General features: G+C 69.4%; 26 protein-coding genes. 11 read left to right on the top strand and 15 right to left on the bottom strand.

Annotation, left to right across the window (positions count from 1 at the left end):
• Positions 1 to 109: 109 nt before the first annotated feature.
• From C9J49_RS04820 to C9J49_RS04775, 10 genes are all read right to left on the bottom strand, one after another.
• Positions 110 to 862: an anti-sigma factor domain-containing protein gene (locus C9J49_RS04820; RefSeq protein WP_107181677.1), complete on the bottom strand. Its 753-nt coding sequence runs from the start codon at positions 860 to 862 to the stop codon at positions 110 to 112.
• Positions 859 to 1,401 (bottom strand): sigma-70 family RNA polymerase sigma factor, encoded by a 543-nt coding sequence (locus C9J49_RS04815; protein ID WP_107181676.1) that lies wholly within the window; start codon positions 1,399 to 1,401, stop codon positions 859 to 861. The genes C9J49_RS04820 and C9J49_RS04815 overlap by 4 nt, the downstream gene beginning before the upstream one ends.
• Positions 1,402 to 1,506: 105 nt before the next feature.
• Positions 1,507 to 1,851: an AzlD domain-containing protein gene (locus tag C9J49_RS04810; RefSeq protein ID WP_107181675.1), complete on the bottom strand. Its 345-nt coding sequence runs from the start codon at positions 1,849 to 1,851 to the stop codon at positions 1,507 to 1,509.
• The gene (locus tag C9J49_RS04805) at positions 1,844 to 2,572 is read right to left on the bottom strand and encodes an AzlC family ABC transporter permease (RefSeq protein ID WP_107181674.1); all 729 of its coding nucleotides are present in this window, start codon (positions 2,570 to 2,572) and stop codon (positions 1,844 to 1,846) included. The genes C9J49_RS04810 and C9J49_RS04805 overlap by 8 nt, the downstream gene beginning before the upstream one ends.
• Positions 2,569 to 3,096 carry a helix-turn-helix domain-containing protein gene (locus tag C9J49_RS04800; protein WP_107181673.1) on the bottom strand — a complete coding sequence of 176 codons (528 nt, stop codon included), beginning with the start codon at positions 3,094 to 3,096 and terminating at the stop codon, positions 2,569 to 2,571. Before C9J49_RS04800 ends, C9J49_RS04805 begins: the two co-directional genes overlap by 4 nt.
• 303 nt (positions 3,097 to 3,399) lie before the next feature.
• Positions 3,400 to 4,626: a serine/threonine transporter SstT gene (gene sstT / locus C9J49_RS04795; RefSeq protein ID WP_046079092.1), complete on the bottom strand. Its 1,227-nt coding sequence runs from the start codon at positions 4,624 to 4,626 to the stop codon at positions 3,400 to 3,402.
• A gap of 281 nt (positions 4,627 to 4,907) precedes the next feature.
• Complete coding sequence (locus C9J49_RS04790; protein WP_107181672.1) at positions 4,908 to 5,165, bottom strand: hypothetical protein; 258 nt, start codon at positions 5,163 to 5,165, stop codon at positions 4,908 to 4,910.
• A gap of 276 nt (positions 5,166 to 5,441) precedes the next feature.
• On the bottom strand, positions 5,442 to 5,768 hold the full coding sequence (locus C9J49_RS04785; RefSeq protein ID WP_107181671.1) for a YnfA family protein: 327 nt from the start codon (positions 5,766 to 5,768) through the stop codon (positions 5,442 to 5,444).
• Between the two features lie 46 nt (positions 5,769 to 5,814).
• Positions 5,815 to 7,554: an NADP-dependent isocitrate dehydrogenase gene (locus C9J49_RS04780; RefSeq protein WP_107181670.1), complete on the bottom strand. Its 1,740-nt coding sequence runs from the start codon at positions 7,552 to 7,554 to the stop codon at positions 5,815 to 5,817.
• Between the two features lie 93 nt (positions 7,555 to 7,647).
• Positions 7,648 to 8,265, bottom strand: coding sequence for a gamma-glutamylcyclotransferase (locus C9J49_RS04775; RefSeq protein ID WP_107181669.1), 618 nt, complete (start codon positions 8,263 to 8,265; stop codon positions 7,648 to 7,650).
• A 185-nt stretch (positions 8,266 to 8,450) separates the two neighbouring features.
• Between C9J49_RS04775 and C9J49_RS04770 the strand changes: the two genes are divergently transcribed.
• The 4 genes from C9J49_RS04770 (at position 8,451) to C9J49_RS04755 (ending at position 11,380) form a co-directional block, all read left to right on the top strand.
• Positions 8,451 to 8,891: a YtoQ family protein gene (locus C9J49_RS04770; protein WP_046079088.1), complete on the top strand. Its 441-nt coding sequence runs from the start codon at positions 8,451 to 8,453 to the stop codon at positions 8,889 to 8,891.
• A 27-nt stretch (positions 8,892 to 8,918) separates the two neighbouring features.
• Entirely contained in the window at positions 8,919 to 9,407 is a 489-nt protein-coding gene (locus tag C9J49_RS04765) for a phosphatidylglycerophosphatase A (RefSeq protein ID WP_046079087.1), read from the top strand.
• Positions 9,408 to 9,516: 109 nt separating this feature from the next.
• The gene (locus C9J49_RS04760; RefSeq protein WP_052719340.1) at positions 9,517 to 9,912 is read left to right on the top strand and encodes a DUF2946 domain-containing protein; all 396 of its coding nucleotides are present in this window, start codon (positions 9,517 to 9,519) and stop codon (positions 9,910 to 9,912) included.
• Between the two features lie 94 nt (positions 9,913 to 10,006).
• Positions 10,007 to 11,380, top strand: coding sequence for a PepSY domain-containing protein (locus C9J49_RS04755; RefSeq protein ID WP_258393776.1), 1,374 nt, complete (start codon positions 10,007 to 10,009; stop codon positions 11,378 to 11,380).
• On the opposite strand, the gene C9J49_RS04750 is transcribed toward C9J49_RS04755, so the two are convergent.
• Both C9J49_RS04750 and C9J49_RS04745 read right to left on the bottom strand, forming a co-directional pair.
• Entirely contained in the window at positions 11,377 to 13,353 is a 1,977-nt protein-coding gene (locus C9J49_RS04750; protein ID WP_107181667.1) for an alkaline phosphatase D family protein, read from the bottom strand. The genes C9J49_RS04755 and C9J49_RS04750 overlap by 4 nt on opposite strands.
• A 139-nt stretch (positions 13,354 to 13,492) precedes the next feature.
• The gene (locus C9J49_RS04745) at positions 13,493 to 14,020 is read right to left on the bottom strand and encodes an HPP family protein (RefSeq protein ID WP_035592901.1); all 528 of its coding nucleotides are present in this window, start codon (positions 14,018 to 14,020) and stop codon (positions 13,493 to 13,495) included.
• 130 nt (positions 14,021 to 14,150) lie between these two features.
• On the opposite strand from C9J49_RS04745, the gene C9J49_RS04740 reads away from it, so the two are divergent.
• Complete coding sequence (locus C9J49_RS04740) at positions 14,151 to 15,107, top strand: cation diffusion facilitator family transporter (protein ID WP_035592902.1); 957 nt, start codon at positions 14,151 to 14,153, stop codon at positions 15,105 to 15,107.
• A 61-nt stretch (positions 15,108 to 15,168) separates the two neighbouring features.
• On the opposite strand, the gene mntP is transcribed toward C9J49_RS04740, so the two are convergent.
• Together mntP and C9J49_RS04730 are read right to left on the bottom strand one after the other, a co-directional pair.
• The gene (gene mntP, locus C9J49_RS04735; RefSeq protein WP_035592903.1) at positions 15,169 to 15,747 is read right to left on the bottom strand and encodes a manganese efflux pump MntP; all 579 of its coding nucleotides are present in this window, start codon (positions 15,745 to 15,747) and stop codon (positions 15,169 to 15,171) included.
• A 332-nt stretch (positions 15,748 to 16,079) separates the two neighbouring features.
• Positions 16,080 to 17,720: an FMN-binding glutamate synthase family protein gene (locus tag C9J49_RS04730; protein ID WP_106488579.1), complete on the bottom strand. Its 1,641-nt coding sequence runs from the start codon at positions 17,718 to 17,720 to the stop codon at positions 16,080 to 16,082.
• Between the two features lie 169 nt (positions 17,721 to 17,889).
• Between C9J49_RS04730 and C9J49_RS04725 the strand changes: the two genes are divergently transcribed.
• From C9J49_RS04725 to C9J49_RS04700, 6 genes are all read left to right on the top strand, one after another.
• Positions 17,890 to 18,489, top strand: coding sequence for a CBS domain-containing protein (locus tag C9J49_RS04725; protein WP_046079082.1), 600 nt, complete (start codon positions 17,890 to 17,892; stop codon positions 18,487 to 18,489).
• Between the two features lie 92 nt (positions 18,490 to 18,581).
• Complete coding sequence (locus tag C9J49_RS04720; protein WP_258393775.1) at positions 18,582 to 20,237, top strand: GMC family oxidoreductase; 1,656 nt, start codon at positions 18,582 to 18,584, stop codon at positions 20,235 to 20,237.
• Between the two features lie 121 nt (positions 20,238 to 20,358).
• Positions 20,359 to 20,565 carry a cold-shock protein gene (locus C9J49_RS04715; RefSeq protein WP_035592907.1) on the top strand — a complete coding sequence of 69 codons (207 nt, stop codon included), beginning with the start codon at positions 20,359 to 20,361 and terminating at the stop codon, positions 20,563 to 20,565.
• Between the two features lie 145 nt (positions 20,566 to 20,710).
• A complete protein-coding gene (locus C9J49_RS04710; RefSeq protein ID WP_035592908.1) occupies positions 20,711 to 22,480 on the top strand; it encodes an SLC13 family permease in 1,770 nt (589 codons plus the stop codon).
• A gap of 72 nt (positions 22,481 to 22,552) precedes the next feature.
• Positions 22,553 to 23,221 carry an alpha/beta hydrolase gene (locus C9J49_RS04705; RefSeq protein WP_107181665.1) on the top strand — a complete coding sequence of 223 codons (669 nt, stop codon included), beginning with the start codon at positions 22,553 to 22,555 and terminating at the stop codon, positions 23,219 to 23,221.
• Positions 23,222 to 23,366: 145 nt separating this feature from the next.
• Positions 23,367 to 23,585: a hypothetical protein gene (locus tag C9J49_RS04700; protein WP_035592910.1), complete on the top strand. Its 219-nt coding sequence runs from the start codon at positions 23,367 to 23,369 to the stop codon at positions 23,583 to 23,585.
• 95 nt (positions 23,586 to 23,680) lie between these two features.
• Here C9J49_RS04700 and C9J49_RS04695 read toward each other — a convergent pair whose 3' ends face one another.
• Complete coding sequence (locus C9J49_RS04695) at positions 23,681 to 25,096, bottom strand: PhoH family protein (protein ID WP_107181664.1); 1,416 nt, start codon at positions 25,094 to 25,096, stop codon at positions 23,681 to 23,683.
• Positions 25,097 to 25,302 lie beyond the last annotated feature (206 nt).

Here is a 25,302-nt window from a genome sequence, read left to right as displayed (position 1 = left end):
TTCTCTCCTTGAGTTCCGAGCACGCCCCATCGAAGCAAAGGGATTGGGATGGGCGTGCTCGAAGTTACGAGAGAAGCGCGACGGCGGTTTCACCCCGGCACGAAAAAAATCACAGCCGCTGCGACGAGGCGTCCCGACCGGTGGGGTAGAGGTAGCCGTGGATCGCCGGGCCGGTCGGCTGGCCGGTGGGCGAGCCGCCGGGCGGCTCGATGCTGATGCCGAAGGTGGCGCGCTTGAGCAGGTCGGGAGAGAAGTCGCTCAGGGCATCGGTCGGCAGGCTCAGGTCGTCGTTGAGCACGCCCACCGAGCGCGGGTTCGGCCCCAGCGAGGCGTCCTTGATCCACAGCTGATAGGCGCGGTCCGGCAGCGGCTCGGCCGTGACCGGCCGCACGTTCAGGCGGCGGCTGTCGAGGTCCACGGAGAGCATGAAGGCGGGTTGCTGGTCGTCCTGCTGGAACACCGCCACGAAGGGCGAGTCGCTCGGCCCCCGATCGAGGGGCGCGATCAGCACCGCGGCCAGCACCAGCGCCGCAGCGGAGGCGAGCCCGGTGCTCCAGCGCCAGAAGCGCAGCCGGCGGCGCAGGGCATCGAGCTGGGAGACCTTGCCCTCATGCTCGCCGGTGCCCGGGGTGGCTTCCAGCGCCTCGATGCGCCGCTCGATCCTCGCCAGCAGGTCCGGCCCCGGTGACACCGCGGCGATCTCGTCGCCGAGGGGCGCGAGGCGGGCCTCCCACTCGAGGATGCGGGCGTCCAGCTGGGGCTCGGCCTGGCGGCGCCTCGCCACCTTGGCGCGCTCTTCGGCGTCCAGGGTGCCGAGCACGAACTCGGCGGCCAGCATGTCGATGTCGTCGCGGTCTGTCATGACGCCAGACACCCCTTGAGTTGCTTGAGGGCTCGATGGAGCCAGGTCTTGACGGTGTTCACCGGCTGCTCGAAGTGGGCGGCCAGGTCGGCCCGGGACCAGCCATCCAGATAGGCCAGACGCACCATGTCACGGCGGCTGCCCTCCAGCTCGGCCAGGCAGGCATGCAGGCGGCGGGCGTTCTCGTCGCGCTCCGCGTGCTCCCGGGCGCCGGGGGCGTCGGAGGGCGTCTGATCCAGGGCGTCGTCCGACTCATGGGGTGCCCGGGGCCGTCGGCGCAGCTCGTCGATGGCGGCGTGCCGGGCGATGCTCGCCATCCAGGCGATCGCCGAGGCCCGGCCGGCGTCGAACTGCTCGGCCTTCTGCCAGATGGTGACGTAGACCTCCTGCATGACGTCGTCCGTGCGGCCGCGCTCTTTCAGGATACGCAGCACGGTGCCGTAGAGTTTCGCCGAGGTGGCGTCATAGAGTTCGGCGAAGGCCTGTCGGTCGCGCTGCGTCACGCGCTGGAGCAGGTCGTGCAGGCGATCACTGGACATTCCACATTCCCTGTTTGATGTCGGCGAGGGGCGTCTTGCCAAGGCAGACTGCCGCCTCGACGTCGTGGCGGTCAAGATGGCGCCTTTCCACGCTGCGCCCGGGCGTCAGGCGAGGGTGGCCAGGACTTCTACCAGGCCGTAGGCGGTGACGCCGGCGACCACTGGCCAGCCCAGCGAGCGCAGCCGATACCACACGCCCAGGGTCGCCAGCACGCCGATCAGCGAGGCCAGCCAGCCGATGGCGTCGAGGCGATGGGGCACCAGCGACACGCCGAGCACGGCGGCGACCATCATCGGGCCCAGCAGCGCGAGCCACTGGGGCATGGCCTCGACGCCGTCCTCGCCGTCGAGTCGCCGGAGACGGCGCTGCATCCACAGCAGCGGCAGCAGGCGAATCAGCAGGGTGCCGAGGGCCGAGGCCAGCAGGGCCAGCCAGAGGGCGCTACTCATGGGGCGCCTCCTTGTGCGGCGTGAAGCGGACCAGGGTGAAGCACAGGGCGCCGCAGCCGGCGGCGACGGGAATACCGATGTTGGTGTAGCCGACCAGGCTGCAGAGCATCGCCACGCCGATGCTGATGGCCAGCGCCAGGCTCCAGCGCTTCGAGGTGAAGCGCGGCGCCACCAGCACCAGGAACAGCGCCGGCAGGGCGAAGGGCAGGATCCCGCCCAGCAGCGGCCAGCGCGCCATCAGCCAGTCGCCGGCCAGGGCGCCGAGCACGGTGCCGAGGATCCAGCTGGCCCAGGCCAGCAGCGCGGCGCCGGTGAACCAGCCGAGGCGCTGCGCTTCCGGCAGCTGCGGGAAGCGGTGCTGGGCCAGGGCGAAGACCTGATCGGTCAGGCCGTGCATCAGCACGGGCCACCAGCGGCTGCGGTCCATCCAGGGGGCCAGGTTGGGGCCGTAGACCGCGTGCCGCACGTTGATCAGCAGCGTCATGGCCACCGCCAACCACAGCGGCGCGCCCCCGGCGATCATGCCGACGAACAGGAACTGCGAGGCGCCGGCATAGACCAGCGTCGAGATCAGCGTCGCCTCCCAGGGCGTGAAGCCCGCCTGCACGGCGATCAGGCCGAAGGAGATCGCCACCGGTACGTAGCCGCCCAGCAGCGGGAAGGCCTCGCGCACGCCGGACAGCCATGGGCGAGAGGGCGCCGAGGTCGCTTGATCGATCATGACGTCTCCCTCTCGGCGTAGACGATGGTCAGGATCAGCGTCGCCCACTGCTCGCCGGTGCGATAGCGATGGGGGCGGTCGGCGCTGAAGGCGAGAGTGTCGCCGGCGTGCAGCGTGCGCAGGTCGTCCTCGGGGCCGGCGTCGAGCTCGCCACTCAGCACGGTGAGCGATTCCGTGGCGCCCGGGGTGTGACCCTCGGCATGGCGATCGGTATGGGGCGCGCAGCGCATCCAGTAGGCGTCGACCTGGCGGCTCCCCTGGCCCTGGTCGATCAGCCGCACCTGCACGCCGTCCTCGCCGAGGGGCACGGTGATCGGCGCCACCAGGGTGCCGAAGGGCACGTTCAGCTGCACCGCCAGGCGCCAGATGGTGTCCAGCGTGGGGTTTCCGTTGCCCTGCTCGAGGCGCGACAGGTTCGACTTGGCGATGCCGGCGGCGGCGGCCAGCTGCGACAGCGACAGTCCACGCTCCTGGCGCAGGCGCTGAAGGTGCTGGCCCAGGGTGCCGAGGGCGAGGTGGTCCATGGGGTCTCCCGGCGTGAGGTAGCGTCCACGAATCGTTCGATAAAAAGAACGTTCTATAAAAGGAACGGGTGACTGTCAATAGCGACTGTTCAAGGCGGCCACTTGAGCCGGCGGGAGAGACGCGAGGAAAGAGGCCGGGAACGACGCGCCCGGGAACGCCGTGAGGGCCCACGGTGACGCTAGGAAGCGAAGGTGAGTAGACGACGTCGAGAGACGCTGCGGTGAGTGGAGGAGAAGAGGGGAAGAGGAAAGGGGATAAAGAAAAAAGGAACCCGGCCGCCGCAGCGGCCGGGCAGACGAGATTCAGGCCTCGTCGGTCCTGCCGTCGGCGCGGCAGGCCGCGGCGGTGAACAGCACGTCGGTGGAGGAGTTCAGCGCGGTCTCGGTGGAGTCCTGTACCACGCTGATCACGAAGCCGATCGCCACCACCTGCATGGCCACGTCGGCGGAGATGCCGAACAGGCTGGCGGCCATCGGGATCAGCAGCAGCGAGCCGCCGGCCACGCCGGACACGCCGCAGGCGGCCAGCGCCGAGACGATGCACAGCAGCAGGGCGGTGACGAAGTCGACCTGGATGCCCAGGGTGTTGGCGGCGGCCAGGGTGATCACGGTGATGGTGATGGCGGCGCCGCACATGTTGATCGTCGCGCCCAGCGGGATCGAGATCGAGTAGGTGTCGGCGTGCAGCTTCAGACGCTTGCACAGCTCCAGGTTGACCGGAATGTTGGCCGCCGAGCTGCGAGTGAAGAAGGCGGTGATGGCGCTGCCGCGCAGGCAGGTGAACACCAGCGGGTAGGGGTTGCGGCCGGTCTTCAGGAACACGATCAGCGGGTTGGTGACCAGCGCCACGAACGCCATGCAGCCGACGATCACCAGCAGCAGGCGGCCGTAGTCGAGCAGGGCGTCGAGGCCGGACTCGGCCAGGGTGTTGGCGACCAGGCCGAAGATGCCCAGCGGGGCGAAGCGGATCACCAGCTGGACGATGCCGGAGACGGCGTCGGACAGGTCCTTGAGCGCCGTGCGGGTGGTGTCGGCGGCGCGGCGCAGCAGCAGCCCGAGGCCCACGGCCCAGGCCAGGATGGCGATGAAGTTGGCCTCCATCAGCGCCTCGACAGGATTGGCCACGGCGTTGAGCAACAGGTTGCGCAGGATCTCGCTGACGCTGCCGGGGGGCGTGCCGCTGGCCGCCGGTGTGCTCAGCTCCAGGCTGGTGGGGAAGGCGAAGCTCGCCGCCACGGCCACCAGCGCCGCCACCAGGGTGCCGACGAGATAGAGCACCAGCACCGAGCGGATGTGGGTGGGCTGGCCCTGGCGGTGGTTGGCGATCGCCGCCGCCACCAGCACGAAGACCAGCACCGGCGCCACCGCCTTCAGCGCGGAGACGAAGACCTGGCCGAGCAGGGCGGCCGATTGGGCGGCATCGGGGGCGAGGGTGGCGAACAGGACGCCGGCGACGATGCCCAGCGCGATCTGGGGGATCAGCCCCAGCCGCAGCAGCGGGCGGCCCAGGGTGTTGAGGGTAGCGATCATGGGTGTCTCTTATGGAATCACGGGGTGCATGAACGTGTCGTGCGTCCGGCTCGCCGTCACACCATGGAGATCGCGCCGCGGGGATATGGCGGCGGTCGAGGCGCTGGATGGGAGGGCCTGGCGACGCCCTGCCCGGGGTCTCCGGGCAAGCGCGCGCATTCTACCATCGCGGCGAAGCGATGGGGGTTACGACCTTAGTTTCTCTTGAGGTCAGCAAGAAAGGATGAAATGGCAGTAGATGGCAGAGAAATGGACTGGGCTTGCCGGTGAGTGAGCGGGACTCAGAGCGTCCGAAAATGCCGGCGGGGATTGTCGTGGTAGCTCAGGGGGGACGTGGCCTCGCAGTCGAGGCAGCGGCAGGTGTCCTGCTCGAAATCCGGCTGGAACCGTTTCCAGACCGCTTCGCCACGTATCACTTCCTGGTTACTGCACTCGCACAGCAGGATGCGGGTGTCGTGGGGGCCGGGAGAGTAGAGGATCTTGCTGTGTGGCGGTGCATCCATAAGTGTATTCGCGGTGGTGAAGATCGGATCGTTCATGCGGCGTGACTTCCCTTGGCGCTGTCCGTCATGGTCATGACGTTACGCACTTTCCACGGCGGCGAATGCAGGCCTGGGGCGGTGTTGGCCGTTCGTGATGTCGCATCGTCGCGTAGGAAAAAGCTCACGGCGTCGCAGGACGCAGGGTCTTGTCGCGCTCCTCCCGGGGCCGGTCTCGGATCGAGCGGCGGCTCATCGGGGGCGGTGTGAACAGACGGATTTTAAGTCAATTATCGGTGGCTGTCGCGCCGAGGATGTCAGGTGCGTCGTAACGGCTCAGCCGCCCCGCGGGGCCAGCAGGATGATGCCGGCGCCGGCCAGGCACAGCGCGGCGCCGAGCAGGTCCCAGCGATCGGGCAGGCGATGCTCCACCGCCCACAGCCAGGCGAGCGAGGCGACGATATAGACGCCACCGTAGGCGGCATAGGCCCGCCCGGCGTAGTCGGCGTCGCTCAGGCTGAGCAGCCAGGCGAACAGGACCAGGCTGGCCAGACCCGGCAGCAGCCACAGCGCCGAGGCGCCCTGGCGCCACCAGGCCCAGACGCTGAAGCAGCCGGCGATCTCGGCCAGGGCGGCCGCCACGTAGATCGGCAGCGTCAGCATGACGCCGCCGGGGCAGGTAAGTGCAGCATGAGGGAGGAAGGGGCGATCACGCGGTCAGGCGCGCCTCCACGGCGTCGAGGAAGCCGTGCATATCGACCACGGTTTCCTTGTCCGGCTCGGTGGTCTTGCCCTTGAGGTCGCCGGTGACGATGCCGTCGCCGATGGTGTCGATCAGTGCCGCCTTGAGGCGCGTGGCGTAGTCGGTGAGCGCCGCGTTGCCCTCGCGCTCGGCCAGGGTCTCCAGGGCGTTGCCCACGGCATAGATCAGCGCGGAGGAGTTGAAGTGCGCCTCCTGGCCGTCGCTCTCCAGGTATTTCAGGTAGAGGTCGTGGGCGGTGCCGTGGGGCGCCTCGAACAGCATGGTGCCGTTCTTGCTCTCGATGATGGAGCTGGCGGTGGCCAGGCTGCCACCGAGGGCGGCGGAGATGTCGGAGAAGATGTCGCCGTCCAGGTTCTGCGCCGGGTAGAGGGCGTTGCGGGGCGGGTCGGTGATCATCTTGTTCAGCTGGCTGGAGGGCCGCATGATCATGAACGACGGCGGCGGGGTGTCATTGTGGGCCAGCTCGCGGCGAGCCTCGGTGATGACGTCGCTGAACACCTCGTCGTAGTCCATGTACTCGCGCTTGAGGCCGAAGTAGACCTCCTTGTCCTTGCGCGAGGCGTCGCGGAACACCTGCAGCACCCAGTCCTTGATCGCCTCGCGGTCGTTGGACATCAGCAGGATGGGGTCGCCCTTGTTGACGCGGCGGGCGTGCTTCTCCTCGCCGTCGACCACCACCTTGAGGATGCCGTCCTCCTCGGCGGGCAGGTTGAAGCTGCCGTATTGGTCGCCGCCACCGGCGCTCATGCGCGAGATCGACACCTGGGCCTTGCGGTCGGGAATGCCGTGTCGCTTGAGCTGCTCGACCAGCTTGTAGAGCTTGCGGCCGGTGTTGTTGTCCGGCACGCCCCACAGCGCGCGTTCGGGCGGGTTGGCGACCAGGCGCGCGGCCTGGGCGTCGATCAGCTCGTAGTGGTAGGCGAGCCCCAGCGATTCGGCCTCGGCCTGGTAGTGTTCGCGGTAGATCGCCTCGATGGCGGCGCGCATCACGCCGTCGTAGCCGGCGATCACGGTGTCCTTGAGGCCCAGGTAGATGTCGCGCTTCTCGTCGAGGGCGCGCCGGAAGAAACGGTGGGCCCAGGCCTTGACGTCCTCGAGGTCGTTGGTGGCCAGCAGCCAGGGGTCGCCCTTGTGAACCTCGCGGCGGTGCAGTTCGACCGGGTCGCCGCTTTCGCCCACGAACAGCAGCTTGACCACGCCGGTGGCGCCGGACAGGGCATTGTAGCTGTCCTTGATGCCGCCGTGTTCCATGGTCTCGACCTCGATGTCGCGGCCGACCCAGGCCGGGCGCTCGACCTTGAGGTTGCGAAACTCGATGTCCTCGCGGGTGATGTTGCCGCCGATGCCCTTGCGGATGGCGCCGTTGGGCGACTTGGTGGCCAGCGGGTGCAGGGTGGCGGCGTCGAGCTCGGGATGCTGGGCGAGCAGGGCGTCGCGCTGCTCGCGATTGACCGTCATGCCGGCGTTCTTGATCCCGACCTGGTGGCGGTTGAGCGCATCGATGGCGTCAAGAACCGCCTGGCCGTTGGTGACCAGCCGGTTCTCGGCGGTCAGGTCGATCTCGACCAGCTCGATGTCCAGCGGTCGGGTCACGAAGGTATCGATGATCTTCTCGAAGGCCACCTGGGCCATCTCGTCGCCGTGCAGGATGACCAGCGGGGCCGCCACCTGGATCTTGTCGCTCATCACTCTTCCCGTGTTCGTGCTCGTGGAGTCCACCAGCCTGGCGTCCCCGGGCGAGTTGGCCGGAAGGACGATGGCTGCCGTGCGATCAGGGTGTCATTGTACACGCAAAGTGTCGTCCTCGGGACGGCCGGTGTCGCAGAGATCGGGCTCGCCTGCCAGTCGGACCCGCCGTGCCAGCTCGCTGACGTGGGTCTCGGTCACGCCGAGCTCGGCCAGTGCCGTCTCCAGGTGCAGCAGGTAGTCGCGATTGGGGCCGCTCGGGCCCTCGGCCCCGGCGATCTGGCGGGCCATGTCGTCGAGCGGCGCCGCGCCCAGGAAGGCGGCGTTGTCGGCGGTGGCCAGGTAGGTCAGCCCCATGGCGGTGGTGCCGTCCTCGAAGTGTAGCGGGGTGAGCTCGCGCAGGTAGCCGTTCTTCTCGCGCACGTCGAGCGGGCGCAGGGTCTCCGGCGTGATGCGGTAGGCCATCCCCAGACAGGTGGCACCTTCCTCGGCGATCAGGGTCGCCACTCGACCCGGGGCCTCGGGCGTGCCGCGATGGTCGTGGGAGCCCTGCCAGAAGCGACGCACCCAGCCATGGATGCGCGCCGGCCGGCGCTCCAGGTAGGGGAAGTCGGCCTTCCAGATCAGCGAGCCGTAGCCGAACAGCCACAGGTCGTCGTGGTCGTCGAAGTGGGTCATGCGCCGGTTGAGTGCGGTGGTGTCGAGCGCCATGGGGGACTGTCTCGTCCTTCGTTGCCATCGTGGGCGTCCCATGATGCGCGGCGAGGCGCGGCTTGTCGAAGCCCTCGACATGTATTCATTTCACCGTAACCTTGTGCACAAAGCGCGATGACGTAGGATTGACGATCCGACCGACAAGACCGGCCGTGAGCCGGCCCATGAGGAGAACTGACATCATGAGCTTCACCGTTTACCTGTCCGGCGAGATCCACACCGACTGGCGCGAGGAGATCCGCCGCGGCGCCGAGGCCGCGGGCCTGGATGTGGCCTTCACCGCGCCGGTCACCGACCACGACGCCAGCGATGCCGCCGGCGATCACCTCGGCCCGCAGAGCGAGGGCTTCTGGCGCGACCACAAGTCGTCCAAGGTCAACGCCATCCGCACCAAGACGCTGATCGAGCAGAGCGATCTGGTGGTGGTGCGCTTCGGCGACAAGTACAAGCAGTGGAACGCGGCCTTCGACGCCGGCTACTGCGCCGCCCTGGGCAAGCCCTACGTGACCCTGCACGGCGATGACATCGTTCACCCGCTCAAGGAAGTCGACGCCGCCGCCATGGCCTGGGCGAGCACCCCGGCCGAGGTGGTGGAGATCCTGCGCTACGTGCTGCGCGGCTGATTCCGCGGCCGCCACCGAGGAGGAGCGATGGAAGCGCTATGGATGTGGCCGGCCACCGGCTTCGGTCTCGGCCTGTCGCCCTGGGCCTCGGGCACCGTCGGCTCGCTGCTGGCGCTGCCGCTGGCCTGGTGGCTGCTGGGCCGCTCGCGTCGCTGGCGGCTGGGGCTGGCTGCCGCGCTGCTGGTGGCGGCGATGCCGCTGTGCCAGCTGGCCTCCGACACCCTGGGCGGCAAGGACGACGGGCGTATCGTGCTCGACGAGATCGTCGCCTTCCCGGTGGCGATGCTCGGGCAGGCCGCGCCTCGCCATCCGCTGACCCTGGCAGGTACCTTCGTGGCCTTCCGACTGTTCGATGCCACTAAGCCGCCGCCGGTGAGCCAGGTGGAGGCGATGCCCGGGGGAATCGGCATCGTGCTCGATGACCTGGTGGCGGCGTTCTACGCCTGGGCGCTGATGGGGCTCGTGTCCCCCGTCGCTGCGCGGTGGCGGCGCGGGCGCGACGAGGCCGGGCGATGAGCGGTATCGCATGTGTCACGACAGAACGGCCGCGGCACCCTGTCGCGGTGGCTGTCGTCCCCGGCCATCCGGGCTATCATGAGGGCCTTTGTTCCGGCCGGGCCCGCCCATGATCCGAACGCTCGTCACTCGCCGCTATCGCCGATCGGTCGCGCGCCTCGCGCTGCTGGCGATGTGGCTGGTGGTGGCCGGGCCGCTGATCGGCCAGTTCAGCGCCGCGGAGCGGGTCCAGCATGGTTCAGGCCATCACGGCATGGCGCATCACGAGGCGATGGGCCAGGTCGCGCCGTCGGTGGCGGACGAGGCGGAGCCGCACCGGCACGAGGCCTGCGGCTACTGCTCGCTGTTCCAGCGGATGCCGGTGCTATCGGCGCTGCTTCCGGGCGTCGTTCCCTTGCCCTCCCATGCCATCACCGCCCCGGTGGTGGCGACCCGCGCGGCCCATGGCGGGCCCGCGGTCTTTCCTCAGGCGCCGACCCGTGCGCCACCCCGATATCGCTCGTGATCCCCCGATGTGAATCGCATCGCCTTCGTTCGCCGACGTCGACAGGACGCGCGGCGAGGGCGTGCGTCGTCATGACTCTTCGAGCGAGACTTCCATGAGCCACCCTTCCGCAAGCCGTCCTGCCATGCGCCACAGGGCGCAGGACCTCTATCGCGCCGTCTGGCGCTGGCACTTCTATGCCGGCCTGATCGTCCTCCCGTTTCTGATCTCCCTGGCGATCACCGGTGCCCTTTATCTCTTCCACGACGACATCGATCGCTGGTGGCACGCCGACCTGATGACGGTCGAGGCCCGCCAGACGGCCACGGTCGCCCCCAGCGCCCAGCGCGACGCGGCACTGGCCGCGGTCGACGGCGAGGCGTTCCGCTACGTGCCGCCGGCCAGCGAGACCCGGGCCGCCGAGGTCGACGTGACCCGCCCGGACGGCAGCCGGGTGGCGGTGTTCGTCGATCCCCATGACGGCGAGGTGACCGGCCAGATGCCCTACCGCGGCACCGTGATGTGGTGGGTCCGCCACCTGCACAGCCTCAGCCTGTTCGGCAGTGGGGCCAGCATGCTGATCGAGATCGTCGGCGGCTGGACCATCCTGCTGGTGCTGACCGGCATCTATCTGTGGTGGCCGCGGGGCCGGCGCGGCGGCGTGGTGTCAGTGCGCGCCCGGCCCGGCAAGCGGGTGTTCTGGCGCGACCTGCACGCGGTGACCGGGCTCTTCGTCGGTGGCTTCATCCTGTTCCTGGCCGTGACCGGCATGCCCTGGTCGACGGTGTGGGGCAGCAAGGTCAACGAACTGGCCAACGGCCACAACTTCGGCTACCCGGACGGCGTGCGGGTCAACGTGCCGATGTCCGACGAACGCCTGGCCGAGCGCGAGACCACCACCTGGTCGCTGGAGCAGGCCCGGCTGCCGACTTCCGAGGCCATGACGGATGCCGGCGCGGCGGCGCCCATCGGCCTCGACCGGGCGGTGGCGATCTTCGATGACATGGGGCTGGCGCCGGGTTATGCGGTCAACCTGCCGAGCGGGCCTGCGGGCGTCTACACCGGTTCCGCCTATCCGGACGACCTGAGCCGACAGCGCGTCGTGCACCTCGACCAGTACCGCGGCGAGACGCTGCTCGACATGCGCTACGCCGACTACGGCCCGCTGGGGCGCGGCCTGGAGTGGGGCATCAACGTGCACATGGGCCAGCAGTACGGGCTGGCCAACAAGCTGATCCTGGCCCTGGCCTGCGCCGGCATCGTGCTGCTGTGCGTCTCCGCGGCGGCGATGTGGTGGAAGCGCCGCCCGACCGGGAAGCTCGGCGTGCCGCCGGCGCCGTCCGATCCGCGCCGGCTGCGCGGAGTGCTGGCGCTGCTGGCCATCGGCGGGGTGATCTTCCCGCTGGTCGGTGCCTCGATGATCGTGATGGCCGCGGTGGATGCCCTGGTGCGGCGCCGCGGGGCAGCACGGCGCGCGCTCTCGGTCTAGTCCTTCTCTGCCTGGTCCTTCTCGGCAGGAGGCGGCGGGAACCGCACATCGAACCCGCGGGCGTCGAGCTGGCGGATCTCGCTGGGGCGGCCCTGGTCGTCGAGCTCCACCAGGCCGATGCCGGCGCCGTTCCACAGCCGCTCCCCGGCCTTGGCGCGGTCGGGGTCGCGGGGGCGGATGCGCATCGGCCGGCGCTGGGTGAACCAGTTGAGCGGCGAGCGCGGCGCGTAGAGCCAGCGGTTGGCGCGGTCGAAGGCGTCGAGCAGGGTGTCGGGGAAGGCGTTCTTGAGGCCGCTGGAGGTGATCTGCCACAGCCGCGGGCCGCCGCGCCGGTGGCGGATGCGGATGTCGTAGGCGAAGGAGTAGTGCACGTCGCCGGAGAGGATGACGTAGTGCCCCGGGGTGCGCGAGTGGCGGAAGATGTTGAGCATCACGCTGGCCGCGCCGCGGTGGGCCATCCAGTTCTCGGCGTCCACCAGCAGCGGCTTGCCGGCCAGGGTGAACAGCTTCTGGATGCCCTCGATCAGCTTGACGCCGAACATCGGCGCCGGCGAGACGATGATCGCCGAGGACGCGTCGAGCAGCTGCTGCTGGAAGTCCGACAGCGCCTCCCAGTCCATCAGCCCCGAGGGCCGGCGCGGGCTGCGTTCGCTGCGCCAGCGGCGGGTGCGGGTGTCGAGCACCACCAGCCGTGGCGTGCCCGGGACCTGGAACTCCCAGCCCTCGAAGCGCTGCAGGCGGTGCAGGCAGGCGTCGTGGGCCTCGGCGGGCAGCCAGCCGTCGCTTTCCCGGGCGGTGTCCAGCAGGGCCGCCGCCTCGTCCAGCGGTTCGGCCAGCCGGTCGGGGTCGTTGCCCCAGCCCTGACACAGCAGGTAGCCCAGCAGGGCGTTGCCGAGGATGCGCCGCGAGAAGGGATGGCCGTAGGCGCAGGCCTCCCAGTCGGCGGTCAGGTTCCAGTCGTCGGTGACGTCGTGGTCGTCGAAGATCATCAGCGACGGCACATGGGCCAGCAGCCGGGCGGCGGCGGGCAGGCCCGCGACGAAGCGCTCGAGGATCGCGGCCTCGTCGTCGAAGGCCGCGGCGTCGTCCGCGCCGAGTTCGGGCTTGTAGACCGTCACCAGCCGCCAGGGCACCGGCGACCATACCAGCAGGTACATGGCCATGATCTCGGCGAAGGTCATCAGGTGGTTGCGGGCGTGGGCCGAGGTGAACACCGGCTTGCGGGCGCCGGCGAAGACGCGCTCGCGCAGGTTGGCGTTGCTCTCCACGTCGGGCAGCAGTTCCTCGCGGCGATAGTAGGTCGATTCGGCGGCGTAGAGGCCCTGGCTGTCGGCCACGGTGGCGCCCTCGAGCGGCTCGTCGAACAGGCCCAGGCGGCGGATCAGCTCGTGGATCGCCACCAGGGTGGGGCCGGCCACGTCGTCGGCGTAGATCTGATCGCCGGTCATCAGCAGCCAGGCCGGCCAGGCCTCGGCGTCGTCGCGGCGCTCGGCCAGCCAGCCGTCGGCGCGCACCAGGGCATCGGGGCCGTCGTGGTGGGGGCGGCGGCAGGAGCCGTGCAGCAGGCGCTGGTGGCTCCCGGCCAGCACGAAGCGCGGGCGTCGGGCGCCCTCGTGCAGCAGGTGCGGGGCCCAGTCGGCGATGCCGGCCTCCTTGCCGCCGTCGCCGGCCAGCCGCAGGTCGTAGTCGATGGCCACGCCGGTGGGGAGCGGCGTCTCCAGTGCCACGTCGATCAGGTGCAGCACCGCGTGACGGCCCAGCGGCAGCCGGCGCACCCGGCGCTCGTTCAGCGCCAGCCGGCGCGGGCCATGGCCCTCCGGGTGCAGCAGCAGCTTGCCCGTCAGCGGCTTCGAGCCCACCAGCCAGATCCGCACGCGGTCCGGGGCGAGGCGGCGCAGGATCGGGCCGGCGAGCACGTCCGGCAGCTCGGCGGAGGCGGCAGTATCGGGGCGGGCGGTATCGGCTGACGTCATTGTCGAGGCGCTCCCTGAAGGTGCTGATGAGGTCGGGAGGCGTGAATGAGCGACACGCCAGGCCCTGCTCGGGTCAGCCCATGGTAGCCGACAACGCGCCACGTAAGGGAGTCGCCGCCCGCCGACGCCTGGCCAACGCCTACCAGTGCAGGGGATAGCGGCGGTGGCGGGCCAGATTGTTGACCAGGATGGCGACCAGCAGCATCACCGTGCAACCGAGCCCGATCGGCACCAGCGGGAAGAGCCAGCCCAGCGCATGGACCTCGGGGCCGCCGATCACCGCGATCAGCGCCGAGGCCGCGCCCGGGGGGTGCACGGTTTCGGTCAGCTGCATGGCCAGCACCGACAGCGAGACCGCCAGGGCGACGGCCATCGCCGTGGCGCCCAGCCACTGGAAACAGGCCACGCCGATCACCGCCGACAGCATGCTGCCCAGCACCACGTTGCGGGGTTGCGCGAAGGGGCTCGCCGGGGCGGCGTAGATCAGTACCGAGGTGGCGCCGAAGGAGCCGACGACCAGTAGGTGGACGTCCAGCCACTGCTCGCTGAGCCAGGCCACCGCGCTCATGCCGGCGAAAGCGCCGAGCCATGACCAGCAGGCGTCGCGCCAGTCGACGTCGCCGCGTCGATAGCGGCTTCCGCGCATCTTGTTGAAGTAGGTCTTCATCGTCGTTGTCGTGCACAAAAAGGGCGCATTAAGGTGCCAAAATGCACCAGAAAGGTAAAGGTGCGCCCGCGCGACGGGCCTCGGGTTATGCTGGAAGGGCGCATTCAAGGACGACCAGGAGATAGGCCCGATGGCTCACCATCACGACCATGCTCACTCGCATGCCCACCCCCATGGGCACGGCCATCATCACGCCGGGGCCGACAGCCAGCGTCGCCTGGCCTGGGCGGTGGCGCTCACCGGCGGCTTCATGGTCGCCGAGGTGGCCGGCGGTATCCTGTCCGGCTCATTGGCGCTGCTGGCCGATGCCGGTCATATGCTCACCGACACCGCGGCGCTGGCCCTGGCCTGGTTCGCCGCCCGGCTCAGCCGGCGCCCGGCGGATCACCGCCGCACCTACGGCTACGACCGGGTGCAGATCCTGGCCGCCTTCGTCAACGGCCTGACGCTGATCGCCATCGTGGTCTGGATCGCCATCGAGGCGGTGCGACGCTTCCTCTCGCCGGTCGAGGTAGCCGGCACCCCGATGCTGGTCATCGCCGCGCTGGGATTCGTGGTCAACCTGGCGGTGTTCGCCATCCTCCACCTGGGCGACCGCGACAACCTCAACGTCCGCGGGGCGGCGTTGCACGTGCTGGGCGATCTGCTGGGCTCGGTGGCGGCCGTCGTCGCCGCGCTGGTGATCCTGGCCACCGGCTGGACACCGATCGACCCGTTGCTGTCGTTGCTGGTGGCGGCGCTGATCCTGCGCAGCGCCTGGCGGCTGACTCGCGAGTCCGGGCATATCCTGCTGGAGGGCGCGCCGGCCTCGCTGGACGTGGCGCGCATCGAGCAGGAGCTCCCCGAGCGGCTGGACGGCGTGCATGACGTGCACCACGTCCACGCCTGGTCGATGACGCCGGGGCGCCATCTGCTGTCGCTGCACGCCGCCGTGGAGGAGGAGGCCGACCGCGAGGCGACCCTGGTGGCGATCAAGGCGGTGCTGCTCGAGCGCTTCGACGTGGCCCACGCGACCATCCAGCTCGAGTCTCGCGGCCGCTGTGCCGACGCCCCGGGCCCCGCGGCGGCTGACGATCATCGCCACTGAGGCGGCTCGTCACGGTCCTCTTGTCGCAGATCTCTTGCCACAGATCCCCTGCCGCAGATCCTTACCACAGTCCCAGGTGTTCGGTGAGGATGGCGGTGCCGATGCCGATCAGGATCACCCCGCCGAGCACTTCGGCGCGCTGGCCGATCATCACGCCGAGGCGGCGACCCAGCATCACGCCCAGGGTGGCCATCAGGGTGGTGGCGGCGCCGATCGCCAGGGCGGTCAGCAGGATATTGACGTCCATGAAGGCCAGGCCGATCCCCACGGTGAGGGCGTCGAGGCTGGTGATCACGGCGGTGGCGGCGATCAGCCACCAGGCCTGACACCCCGGCTTGGCGGCGGGGGCGTCCTCGTCGGGTTCGGGGGTCTCGAGGCCGGCGCGGATCATGCGCACGCCGAGGACGGACAGCAGCACGAAGACGATCCAGTGGTCCCAGCGGGAGATGTACTCATGGGCGCTCTGGCCCAGGGCCCAGCCGATCAGCGGGGTCAGGCCTTCGATCACGCCGAAGATCAGGCCGGTGCGCAGGGCTTCGCGGAAACGCGGATGGTCGACGGCGGCACCCTTGCCGATGGCGGCGGCGAAGGCGTCGGTGGACATCGAGAAGGCCAGCAGGGTGGTGGACAGCGGGGTCATGGCAACGATCATACCGGCCGGGCGATTCACCACGACGATACGACACGCCCGGCCTTGGGCGCCGTACCGTCGATGGTCTCGCCGACCTGGCGCGTGGCGCTCACACGACAGGCGTGTGGAACGACGCGCCGGCTCACCTGCCACGGCGTTGGCCGACTATGTTGACAGGCGATCTCGCGCGGTGGGCGCGAGCCAGCTACTCCCCAGCGAGGGTCGTCCGGTCGCGATGATGGGGCGACGATAGCGTCCGCCCATGACCGGGATCGACGTAGCCTATCATCGTCGTGGGGCGGTTGCATCCCGGGCGTCGTCGAGGAATGCCCGGGCGTCGCTCACACCAGCTTGCTCTCGCGCAGCCGCAGCAGGCTGGCCGGCGCCGACCAGCTGTCGGCGCTGGCGAAGTCCCAGTAGTCGGCGAAGATCGCATGGCGAGCCGCATCGCCCTCGATCAGGGCATCGGGGGCCACGAAGTCGAACAGGGTCGCCAGGGTGCGAACCTCGTGGCGCGAGACGCGGCGGATGATGTGCTCCGGGCCCAGCTCTCCGGGGTGGCGGAGTCCGGCGGCGGCCAGCATCTCGGCCAGGGCCTCGCGGGTACCGGCCTGGAAGCGCGCGACCCGGTCGGCCTTGAGCGGCACGTCGAGCCGGCTGCCGCGCAGCGGGTTCTGGGTCGCCACGCCACTGGGGCAGCGATCGTTGTGGCAGCTTCGGGCCTGGATGCAGCCCAGCGAGAACATGAAGCCTCGCGCCGAGTTGCACCAGTCGGCGCCCAGCGCGATGGTGCGGGCGATGTCGAAGGCGCTGATCACCTTGCCCGCGGCGGCGATGCGCACTCGCTCGCGCAGGCCCGCGCCGACCAGGGCGTTGTGCACCAGCAGCAGGGCGTCGGTGAGAGGCATGCCCAGCCGATTGGCGAACTCCAGCGGCGCGGCGCCGGTGCCGCCCTGGCCGCCGTCCACCACCACGAAGTCGGGGTGTTCGCCTTCCTCGCGCATCGCCTTGACCAGCGCGAACCACTCCCAGGGATGGCCGATGGCCAGCTTGATGCCCACCGGCTTGCCGCCGGAGAGCTCGCGCAGCCGGCAGATGAAGCCGATCAGCTCCCGGGGCGTGGAGAAGGCGCTGTGGGCGGGTGGCGAGACCACGCTCTCGCCCTCGGGCACGTCGCGGGTCGCGGCGATCTCGGCGGTGACCTTGGCCGCCGGCAGGATGCCGCCGTGCCCCGGTTTGGCGCCCTGGGAGAGCTTGATCTCGATCATCTTCACGGCGTCATCGCCGGCGCGCTCGGCGAAGCGGTCGGGGTCGAAGCGCCCCTCGGCGTCGCGGCAGCCGAAGTAGCCGGAGCCGATCTCCCACACCAGGTCGCCGCCGCGGCGATGGTAGGGCGAGATGCCGCCCTCGCCGGTGTCGTGGTAGAAGCCGCCGCGACGGGCGCCGTCGTTGAGCGCGCTGATGGCGTTGGGCGACAGGGCACCGAAGCTCATCGCCGAGACGTTGAGCACGCTGACGTCATAGGGCCGTGCCCGGCCGGCGCCGACGGTCACGCGGAAATCGTCGTCGTCGATGGTCGTCGGGGCCAGCGATGGGTTCATCCATTCGTAGCCGGGGGCCTGCATGTCCTCGAGGGAGCCGAAGGGCTGCTTGTCGATGGTGCCCTTGGCGCGCCGATAGACCAGGCTGCGCTGCTCGCGGGAGAAGGGGACCTCCTCGGTGTCGCGCTGGATGAAGTACTGGCGGATCTCGGGGCCGAAGGACTCCAGCAGATAGCGCAGGTGGGCGGTGACCGGATAGTTGCGGCTGACGGTGTGTCGGCGCTGAAGGATGTCGTGGGTGCCCATCGCCGCCAGCACGGCAAGGATCAGGGCACCCAGTGCCCAGCCCCAGCCAGGGGCCAGCGCCAGGCCGAGCAGACAGGCGGCGAGGCCGGCAAGCGTCAGCCCGTAGACGAGAAAACGGCGGGGCGGTCGAGACATCTTCGCACTCCATTGCGATGGGGAAAGGCCTATTGCAAGCCGCGGCCGGGCGAGTGTCAACGCCGGGCCGCCGCGGGACATCCCTTAAGGTTCTCTTAATCCGGGCGGGCGCAGGGTGGAGGCATACGGCGTCGATCGCCGGCTCGACCAGAAAAGGAGACCACTCCCCATGCCTACCCTGACCGCCACTCCCGATCGCCTCGACGTGCTGCCGGCCCACACCCCGATCGTCAAGCCGATGCCGCCGAGGCTCTCCCCCGACAGCCCGGCGCTGACGGTGCTGACCGACTTCCAGCATGTCGTGCCGCTGAGCGTGCCCGCCGATACTTCCATCGTCGATGCCCGCAAGGTCATGGAGCACGGTGGCGTACGCCTGCTGCTGGTGGTCGACAACGACGGCGATTGCGTCGGCGTGCTCAACGCCCGTGACGTGATCGGCGGCCGCCTCATCACCCAGGCCATGCAGCGTCGCGGCATCGACCGCGAGGACGTGACCGTGCGCATGGTGCACACCCCCTGCGCCGAGCTGCACGCGCTGTCGATGGAGCGCCTGGCGGCCCTGTCCATCGGTCAGCTGGTGCGCGAGCTGGAAGCCTATGGCGATCAGCACCTGCTGGTGACCGAAGCCGACCGCCTGGGCCAGCAGCGCATCCGCGGCGTGATCTCGGCCGCCGACATCGGTCGCGCGCTGGGTACCGACGTGGCCACGCTGCCGGAGGCGCGCAGCTTCTCCGATATCTGCCGCGTGGTGCTGGGTCACGAGCTCTGAGGCCCGATCCGCTCCCTCGACCAAGGCCGCAGTGACAGCTGCCGGAGGTCGCGCGACGCTGGATGCCGGACTCGACAAGGAGAACGTTGCCCGTGAGCGTCGTCGCGACCTTCGATTACATCATCGTGGGGGCCGGTACCGCCGGCTGCCTGCTCGCCAACCGCCTGAGCGCCGATCCCGGGGTCAGGGTGCTGCTGATCGAGGCCGGCGGTCGCGATCGTCACCCCTGGATCCACATTCCGGTGGGGTATCTCTATTGCATCGACAACCCGCGCACCGACTGGTGCTTTCGCACCGAGCCGGCGCCGGGGCTCAACGGCCGCTCGCTGATCTATCCCCGCGGCCGGACCCTGGGCGGCTGCTCGAGCATCAACGGCATGATCTACATGCGCGGCCAGGCCCGGGACTACGACCACTGGGCCGAGCATACCGGCGACGACGCCTGGCGCTGGGAGCGCTGCCTGCCGGACTTCATGCGTCACGAGGATCACTACCGGCTGGACCCCGGCGGCGATGGCGACGCCGCGCACCGCGACTTCCACGGCCACGGCGGCGAATGGAGGGTGGAACGCCAGCGCCTCAAGTGGCCGGTGCTGGACGACTTCGCCGAAGCCGCCGTGCAGGCCGGCATTCCCCGCACCGACGACTTCAATCGCGGCTGCAACGCCGGCGTCGACTACTTCGAGGTCAACCAGCGCGGGGGCTGGCGCTGGAACACCGCCAAGGCCTTCCTGCGCGAGGCCGAGGCGCGCGACGGCCTGACCCTGTGGCACTCCAGCCAGGTACAGCGGCTGACCTTCGGCGCGGGGCAGGGCGGGCGGCCGCGCTGCGAGGGCGTGCGGGTCGCCCGCCAGGGCGAGCTCGTCGAGGCCCGGGCACGCCACAGCGTGGTGCTGTGCGCCGGGGCCGTCGGCTCGCCGCAGCTGCTGCAGCTCTCCGGCATCGGGCCGGCGGGACTGCTCGCCGAGCACGGCATCCCGAGGATTCACGCGCTGCCGGGCGTGGGCGAGAACCTGCAGGACCACCTGCAGATCCGAGCCGTCTATCGGGTCACCGGGGCCAGCACGCTCAATACCCTGGCCGCCAGCTGGGGCGGCAAGGCCCGCATCGGTCTGGAGTACCTGCTGAAGCGTTCGGGGCCGATGAGCATGGCGCCCTCCCAGCTCGGCGCCTTCGCCCGCAGTTCGCCGGAGCGTCCTCATCCGAACCTTCAGTACCATGTCCAGCCGTTGAGCCTCGAAGCCTTCGGCCAGCCGCTGCACGACTTCCCGGCGATCACCGCCAGCGTGTGCAACCTCAATCCCACCAGTCGCGGCTCGGTACGCATCGCCGCCGATAATCCGGCCACGGCGCCGCGCATCGCGCCGAACTACCTGGATACCGAGGAGGATCGCCGTGTGGCCGCCGACTCGCTGCGCCTGACCCGGCGGATCGTTGCCCAGCCGGCCTTCGCCCGCTATGCACCGGAGGAGGTCAAGCCCGGCGCGCACTACCGGAGCGACGAGGACCTGGCGCGGCTGGCCGGCGAGATCGGCACGACCATCTTCCATCCGGTGGGCACCACCGCCATGGGGCGTGACGACGACCCCATGGCGGTGGTCGATTCGCGCCTGCGGGTGCGCGGCGTGGACGGCCTCAGGGTGGTGGATGCCGGCGTCATGCCGACCATCACCAGCGGCAACACCAATTCACCGACGCTGATGATCGCCGAGAAGGCCGCCGCCTGGCTGCGCGACAAAACGTTGTAACGGGGCCGTCATGACTGAGGTATAGTGTCAGGTCTGCGCTCATCGGGGCGCAGGCCGCGTGACGTGGAGCGGCGAAACGCCTTCACCGCGCGGATTCAACAGGCAATGCGAGGCATGCAAAATGGCGACCGGTACCGTCAAGTGGTTTAACGACACCAAGGGCTTCGGCTTCATTTCTCCGGACGACGGCGGGGACGACCTGTTCGCCCACTTCTCCGAGATTCAGGCCGATGGCTTCAAGTCTCTCCAGGAAGGCCAGAAGGTCTCCTTCGACGTCACCCAGGGCAAGAAAGGCCTGCAGGCGTCCAACATCAAGGCCATCGGCTGAGACGTTGCGTAACGGTTGGCCCCGTCGCCGAGGCGGGGCGAGCCATCATTCACTTTTCATCTAAATGAATTTCTAAAAATAACTTTTTAGAATATGTGGCGACCGGCACAATAGGGCAGTTCGTACTCTCCCTGGAATGCCCGCCATGTCCCCGGACGCCTGGATCTCGCTCATCGTCGTCGCCGCCGTCTTTCCGATGATGGCGTTGACCCGCATCGGCCCCGACATGGTGCTGATGGGGGCGCTGGTCCTGCTGATCGGCCTCGGCGCGGTCTCTCCCGACCAGGCGCTGGCCGGCTTCTCCAGCAGCGGACTGTTCACCGTCGCCTTCATGTACGTGCTGGTCGCGAGCATTCGCGAGACCGGCGGCATCGATCTGATCATCCGCTACGTGCTGGGACGTCCCAAGGGCGAGCAACGTGCCCTGGCGCGGCTGGTGCTGCCCGTGGCCGGGCTGAGCGGCTTTCTCAACAACACTCCCGTGGTGGCCACCTTCATCCCCGCGGTGCTGAGCTGGAGCCGACGCCTCGGCCTGCCGGCCCATCGCCTGCTGATGCCGCTCAGCTTCGCCTCCATCCTCGGCGGCACCATCACCCTGATGGGCACCAGCACCAACCTGGTGGTGCACGGCCTGATGATCGAGCGCTATCCCTCGTTGTCCATGGAGCTGTTCGACATTGCCTGGGTCGGCGTGCCCGTGGCGGCGGTCGGCCTGGCCTATCTGCTGCTGGTGGGGCGGCGTCTGCTGCCGCCGCGCATCGGCGCCGGCGACGTGTTCGAGAACCCCCGCGAGTTCACCATCGAGATGGAGGTGGCCCCGAGCGGCCCGCTGGTCGACAAGAGCGTCGAGGAGGCCGGGCTTCGCCACCTGCAGGAGCTGTTCCTGGTCGAGATCGAGCGCGACGGCAACGTGGTCAGCGTGGTCGGTCCAGGCGAGCGCCTCAAGGGCGGCGACCGGCTGGTGTTCGCCGGCACCTCGGCGGGCGCCGTTGAGCTGCAGCAGATCCGCGGGCTGGTGCCCTCGCATCCCGCCGAGTCGAGCCTGCAGAAGGACTTCAAGGAGCGCCGCCTGGTGGAGGCGGTGGTCTCGGATCAGTGCCAGTTCATCGGCCAGCGCATCCGCGACGGCCACTTCCGCACCCTCTACGGCGCCGCGGTGCTGGCGGTCTGCCGCGGCGGCGAACGGGTGGCGGGGAACCTGGGGCAGATCCGCCTGCAGCCGGCCGACGTGCTGCTGCTGGAGGCACGCCCACCGTTCATCGAGCGCCACCGCCAGTCCCGGGACTTCCTGCTGATCAGCCAGGTCAACGGTTCGGCGCGGCCGGTCCACGAGCGCGCCTGGCTGGCCTGGAGCATCCTTGCCCTGGTGGTGCTGCTCGCCGCCACCGGCATCACCAGCCTGCTCAGCGCGGCCATGCTGGGGGCGGCGGCCGCGGTGCTCTCCGGCTGCTGCTCGATCGGTGCCGCCAAGCGCGGCATGGACACCCAGGTGCTGCTGACCATCGCCGCCTCTTTCGGCCTTGGCCACGCGCTTGAGGCCAACGGCGCGGCCTCGGCGCTGGCCCAGACGGCGCTGGGCTGGGCCGACGGCAATCCTTGGTGGCTGCTGATCGGCACCTACCTGCTGGTGGCGCTGCTGACCGAGCTGGTGACCAACAACGCCGCGGCGGTGATCAGCTTCCCGGTGGTGGTCGCCGCGGCCGAGCACCTGGGCGTGAGCCCGATGCCCTTCGTGGTGGCGGTGATGTTCGCCGCCTCGGCCAGCTTCCTGACCCCGGTCGGCTATCAGACCAACCTGATGGTCTACGGCCCCGGTGGCTACCGGGTCAGTGACTACCTGCGGGTGGGCGCGCCCCTCAACCTGCTGACCGCGGCGGTGGCGCTGGGGCTGATTCCCCTCGTCTGGCCGTTCTAGTTCGCCGCCTGACGCCTCTCGCCGACGCGGACGCTTTGCGCTAGGGTGGCGCTTTTGTGCTGGAGACGAGCCATGAGCGCACCCGACGAGCTGATCATCGAGCCACGCAGCGGACGACCCGCCGACGCCTGCGTGTTCATCCTCCACGGCCTCGGCGCCGACGGCCACGACTTCGAGCCGCTGGTGCCGGCCCTGGGGCTGCCGGACGATCTCGACGTCCGCTTCATCCTGCCCCACGCGCCGCGCCTGCCGGTGACCATCAACGGCGGCATGACCATGCCGGCCTGGTACGACATTCTCGAGGCCAGTCTCGATCGCCGCGTGGATGAGGCGCAGCTCAAGGCCTCCGCCGAGCGCATTCAGGGCCTGATGCACGAGCAGATCGCCCAGGGCGTACCCGCCGAGCGCATCATCGTCGCCGGCTTCTCCCAGGGGGGCGCCGTGGCCTATCAGGCAGCGCTGACCTTTCCCGAGCGGCTGGGCGGCCTGCTGGCCATGTCCACCTACCTGGCCACCGTCGACAGCCTCGAGCCCGCCGCGGCCAACCGAGACCTGCCCATCGAGATCCACCACGGCAACGCCGACCCGGTGGTGCCGGAGGCGCTGGGTCAGGCCGCCCGCGACCGTCTCGAGGCGTTGGGCTACCCGGTCCGCTACCGTCAGTACCCGATGCCCCATGCCGTCTGCCCGCAGCAGGTAGCCGATATCGGTCCCTGGATCGCCGCCCGGCTGGGCCGCTGAAAGTGGGGCGGCGCGTTCGGCGTCGCCACCGCGGCGCCTTGCCGAGCGGCGTGTTCAATCGCGTGATCGGACTCTGAACCTGTGGCACACGCGCGGCGAGTGCGTCAGGATGTCGTTCACGGAATCCCGAGGAAAGGAGAAGCCGATGACCCTGTCCGAAGACCTTCGCCTACCGGTGGCCTGCCCGGCCTGTGGTAGCCATGTGATGAGGGTGTCCAGCATCAAGAACCCTGACGATCGCGTTCACTGCGCATCCTGCCAGCGTTTCGTCTGCCTCTATCACGAGGCCTGCACGGTGCTCCGGAAGGGGGCCGGCAGCGAGAGCGAGGCGCTGATCGAGAAGGCCTTCAACCGCGGGCACTGATGCGGCTCTCGTCGCGGCGCCAGACGCCGTCTGCATGACAACGGGCCGGCACCGAGAGGTGCCGGCCCGGGTCGTTCAGGCGAGACGTTCGGGGGTCAGAGCAGCTCCTCGCCGGCCAGGGCCAGACGCGAGCGCTCGACGCTCTTCAGGGTGACGTGGCCGGCGTGAGGCCAGTCGCGGAAGCGTTGCACCACCGCCGCCATGCCGCAGGTGTTGGCGGTGAGGTAGGGCGTGTCGATCTGGCCCACGTTGCCCAGGCAGACGATCTTGGTGTTGCGCCCGGCCCGGGTCAGCAGTGACTTGAGCTGCTTGGGCGTGAAGTTCTGTGCCTCGTCGATGATCAGGAAGGTGTCGTTGAGGGTGCGGCCGCGCATGAAGCCGGGGGCGCGGATCTGCACCCGCGATCCCAGCAGCTGGCGCGTGGCCTCCTGGTTCCAGGTGGTGCTGCCGTCGTGCTCGTCGCGCAGCAGGTTGTCCATGTTGTCGTGGAAGGCCCCCATCCAGGGCGACATCTTCTCCTCCTCGGTGCCGGGCAGGTAGCCGATGTCCTCGCTCATCGAGATCGGCGCCCGGGTGAACACGATGCGCTCGAAGCGTTTGGTATCGAGGGTCTGCTGGAAAGCGGCGGCGAGGGTCATGTAGGTCTTGCCGGTGCCGGCGCTGCCGGCGATGGTGACCAGATCGATATCGTCGTCCATCAGCAGGTTCAGGGTGAAGTTCTGCCGGCTGTCGTGGGCGTGAACGCCCCACACGCTGGCGCCGTGGCGATAGTTGGTGAGCAGCTCCAGATGGGCGTTTTTCGGCCCCAGCTCACGCACCACTGCCTCGAAGCCGGCCTCGTCGTCGCTGTCGGAGACCAGCATGCCCAGGTGCCAGTCGGCGGGAATCTCGCCTTTCAGGCGATACACCACCTTGCCGCTGTCGTCGCGGTCGACCTTCACGTCGGCCTTGAAGTTCTCCCACAGGCCTCGGCCGTCGTGGCCCGCTTCGGGGTAGACCCGGGCGCCGCCGAGCATCGCGTCGCTGTCGTCGAAGGCGCGGTCGGTGAGGTAGTCCTCCACCGGCACGCCCACCGCGGCGGCCTTGACCCGCAGGTTGATGTCCTTGGTGACCAGGATCACCGAGGCGTCGGCGCGCTCGTCGCGCAGCCGGCAGGTCTCGGTGAGCAGGCGGTTGTCGGGGCTGTTCTCCAGGTGATCCGGGGTTTCGAGGTCGTCGTAGCAGAGCAGCCGCAGCCGGCCTTCGGGGCCGTTGAGACGCGGGATGGGAATGCCTTCGCGGATCTGGCTGAGATCGACGTTGGCGGTGAGGTCCGAGAGGGTCCGGCTGACCTGCCGGGCGGTGCGGGCGATCTCGCGGATGCCGTTCTTGTGCTTGTCGAGCTCCTCGAGCACGGTCATGGGGATGACCACTTCGTGCTCATCGAACTGGTAGAGGGCGGCGGGGTCGTGGATCAGGACATTGGTGTCCAGCACGTAAAGCCGGGTGGCTTTCTTGTCGATGCGTACCATCGGCGCGGCTCTCCTGATTGTCACCGGGACGACGTCACAACAGATGACGCCTCGATGTCGACACTGTCAGCGCGGGATGTCGGTTCCGTGACAGACGCGACGTGCAGGCCTGGGCTCCGGGCTCACCTCCTCGTTTGATGGCAGCGATCTCTTCATCAGACCGTCATAGGCGGGTTTCGATTCCAGCATGGGTCAAATCTGCTGAT

The organism is Halomonas sp. SL1, from assembly GCF_003030865.2.
In the GTDB taxonomy this organism is placed as follows: Bacteria; Pseudomonadota; Gammaproteobacteria; order Pseudomonadales; family Halomonadaceae; genus Halomonas; species Halomonas halophila.
This window is presented reverse-complemented; position numbering and strand designations above follow the sequence as displayed.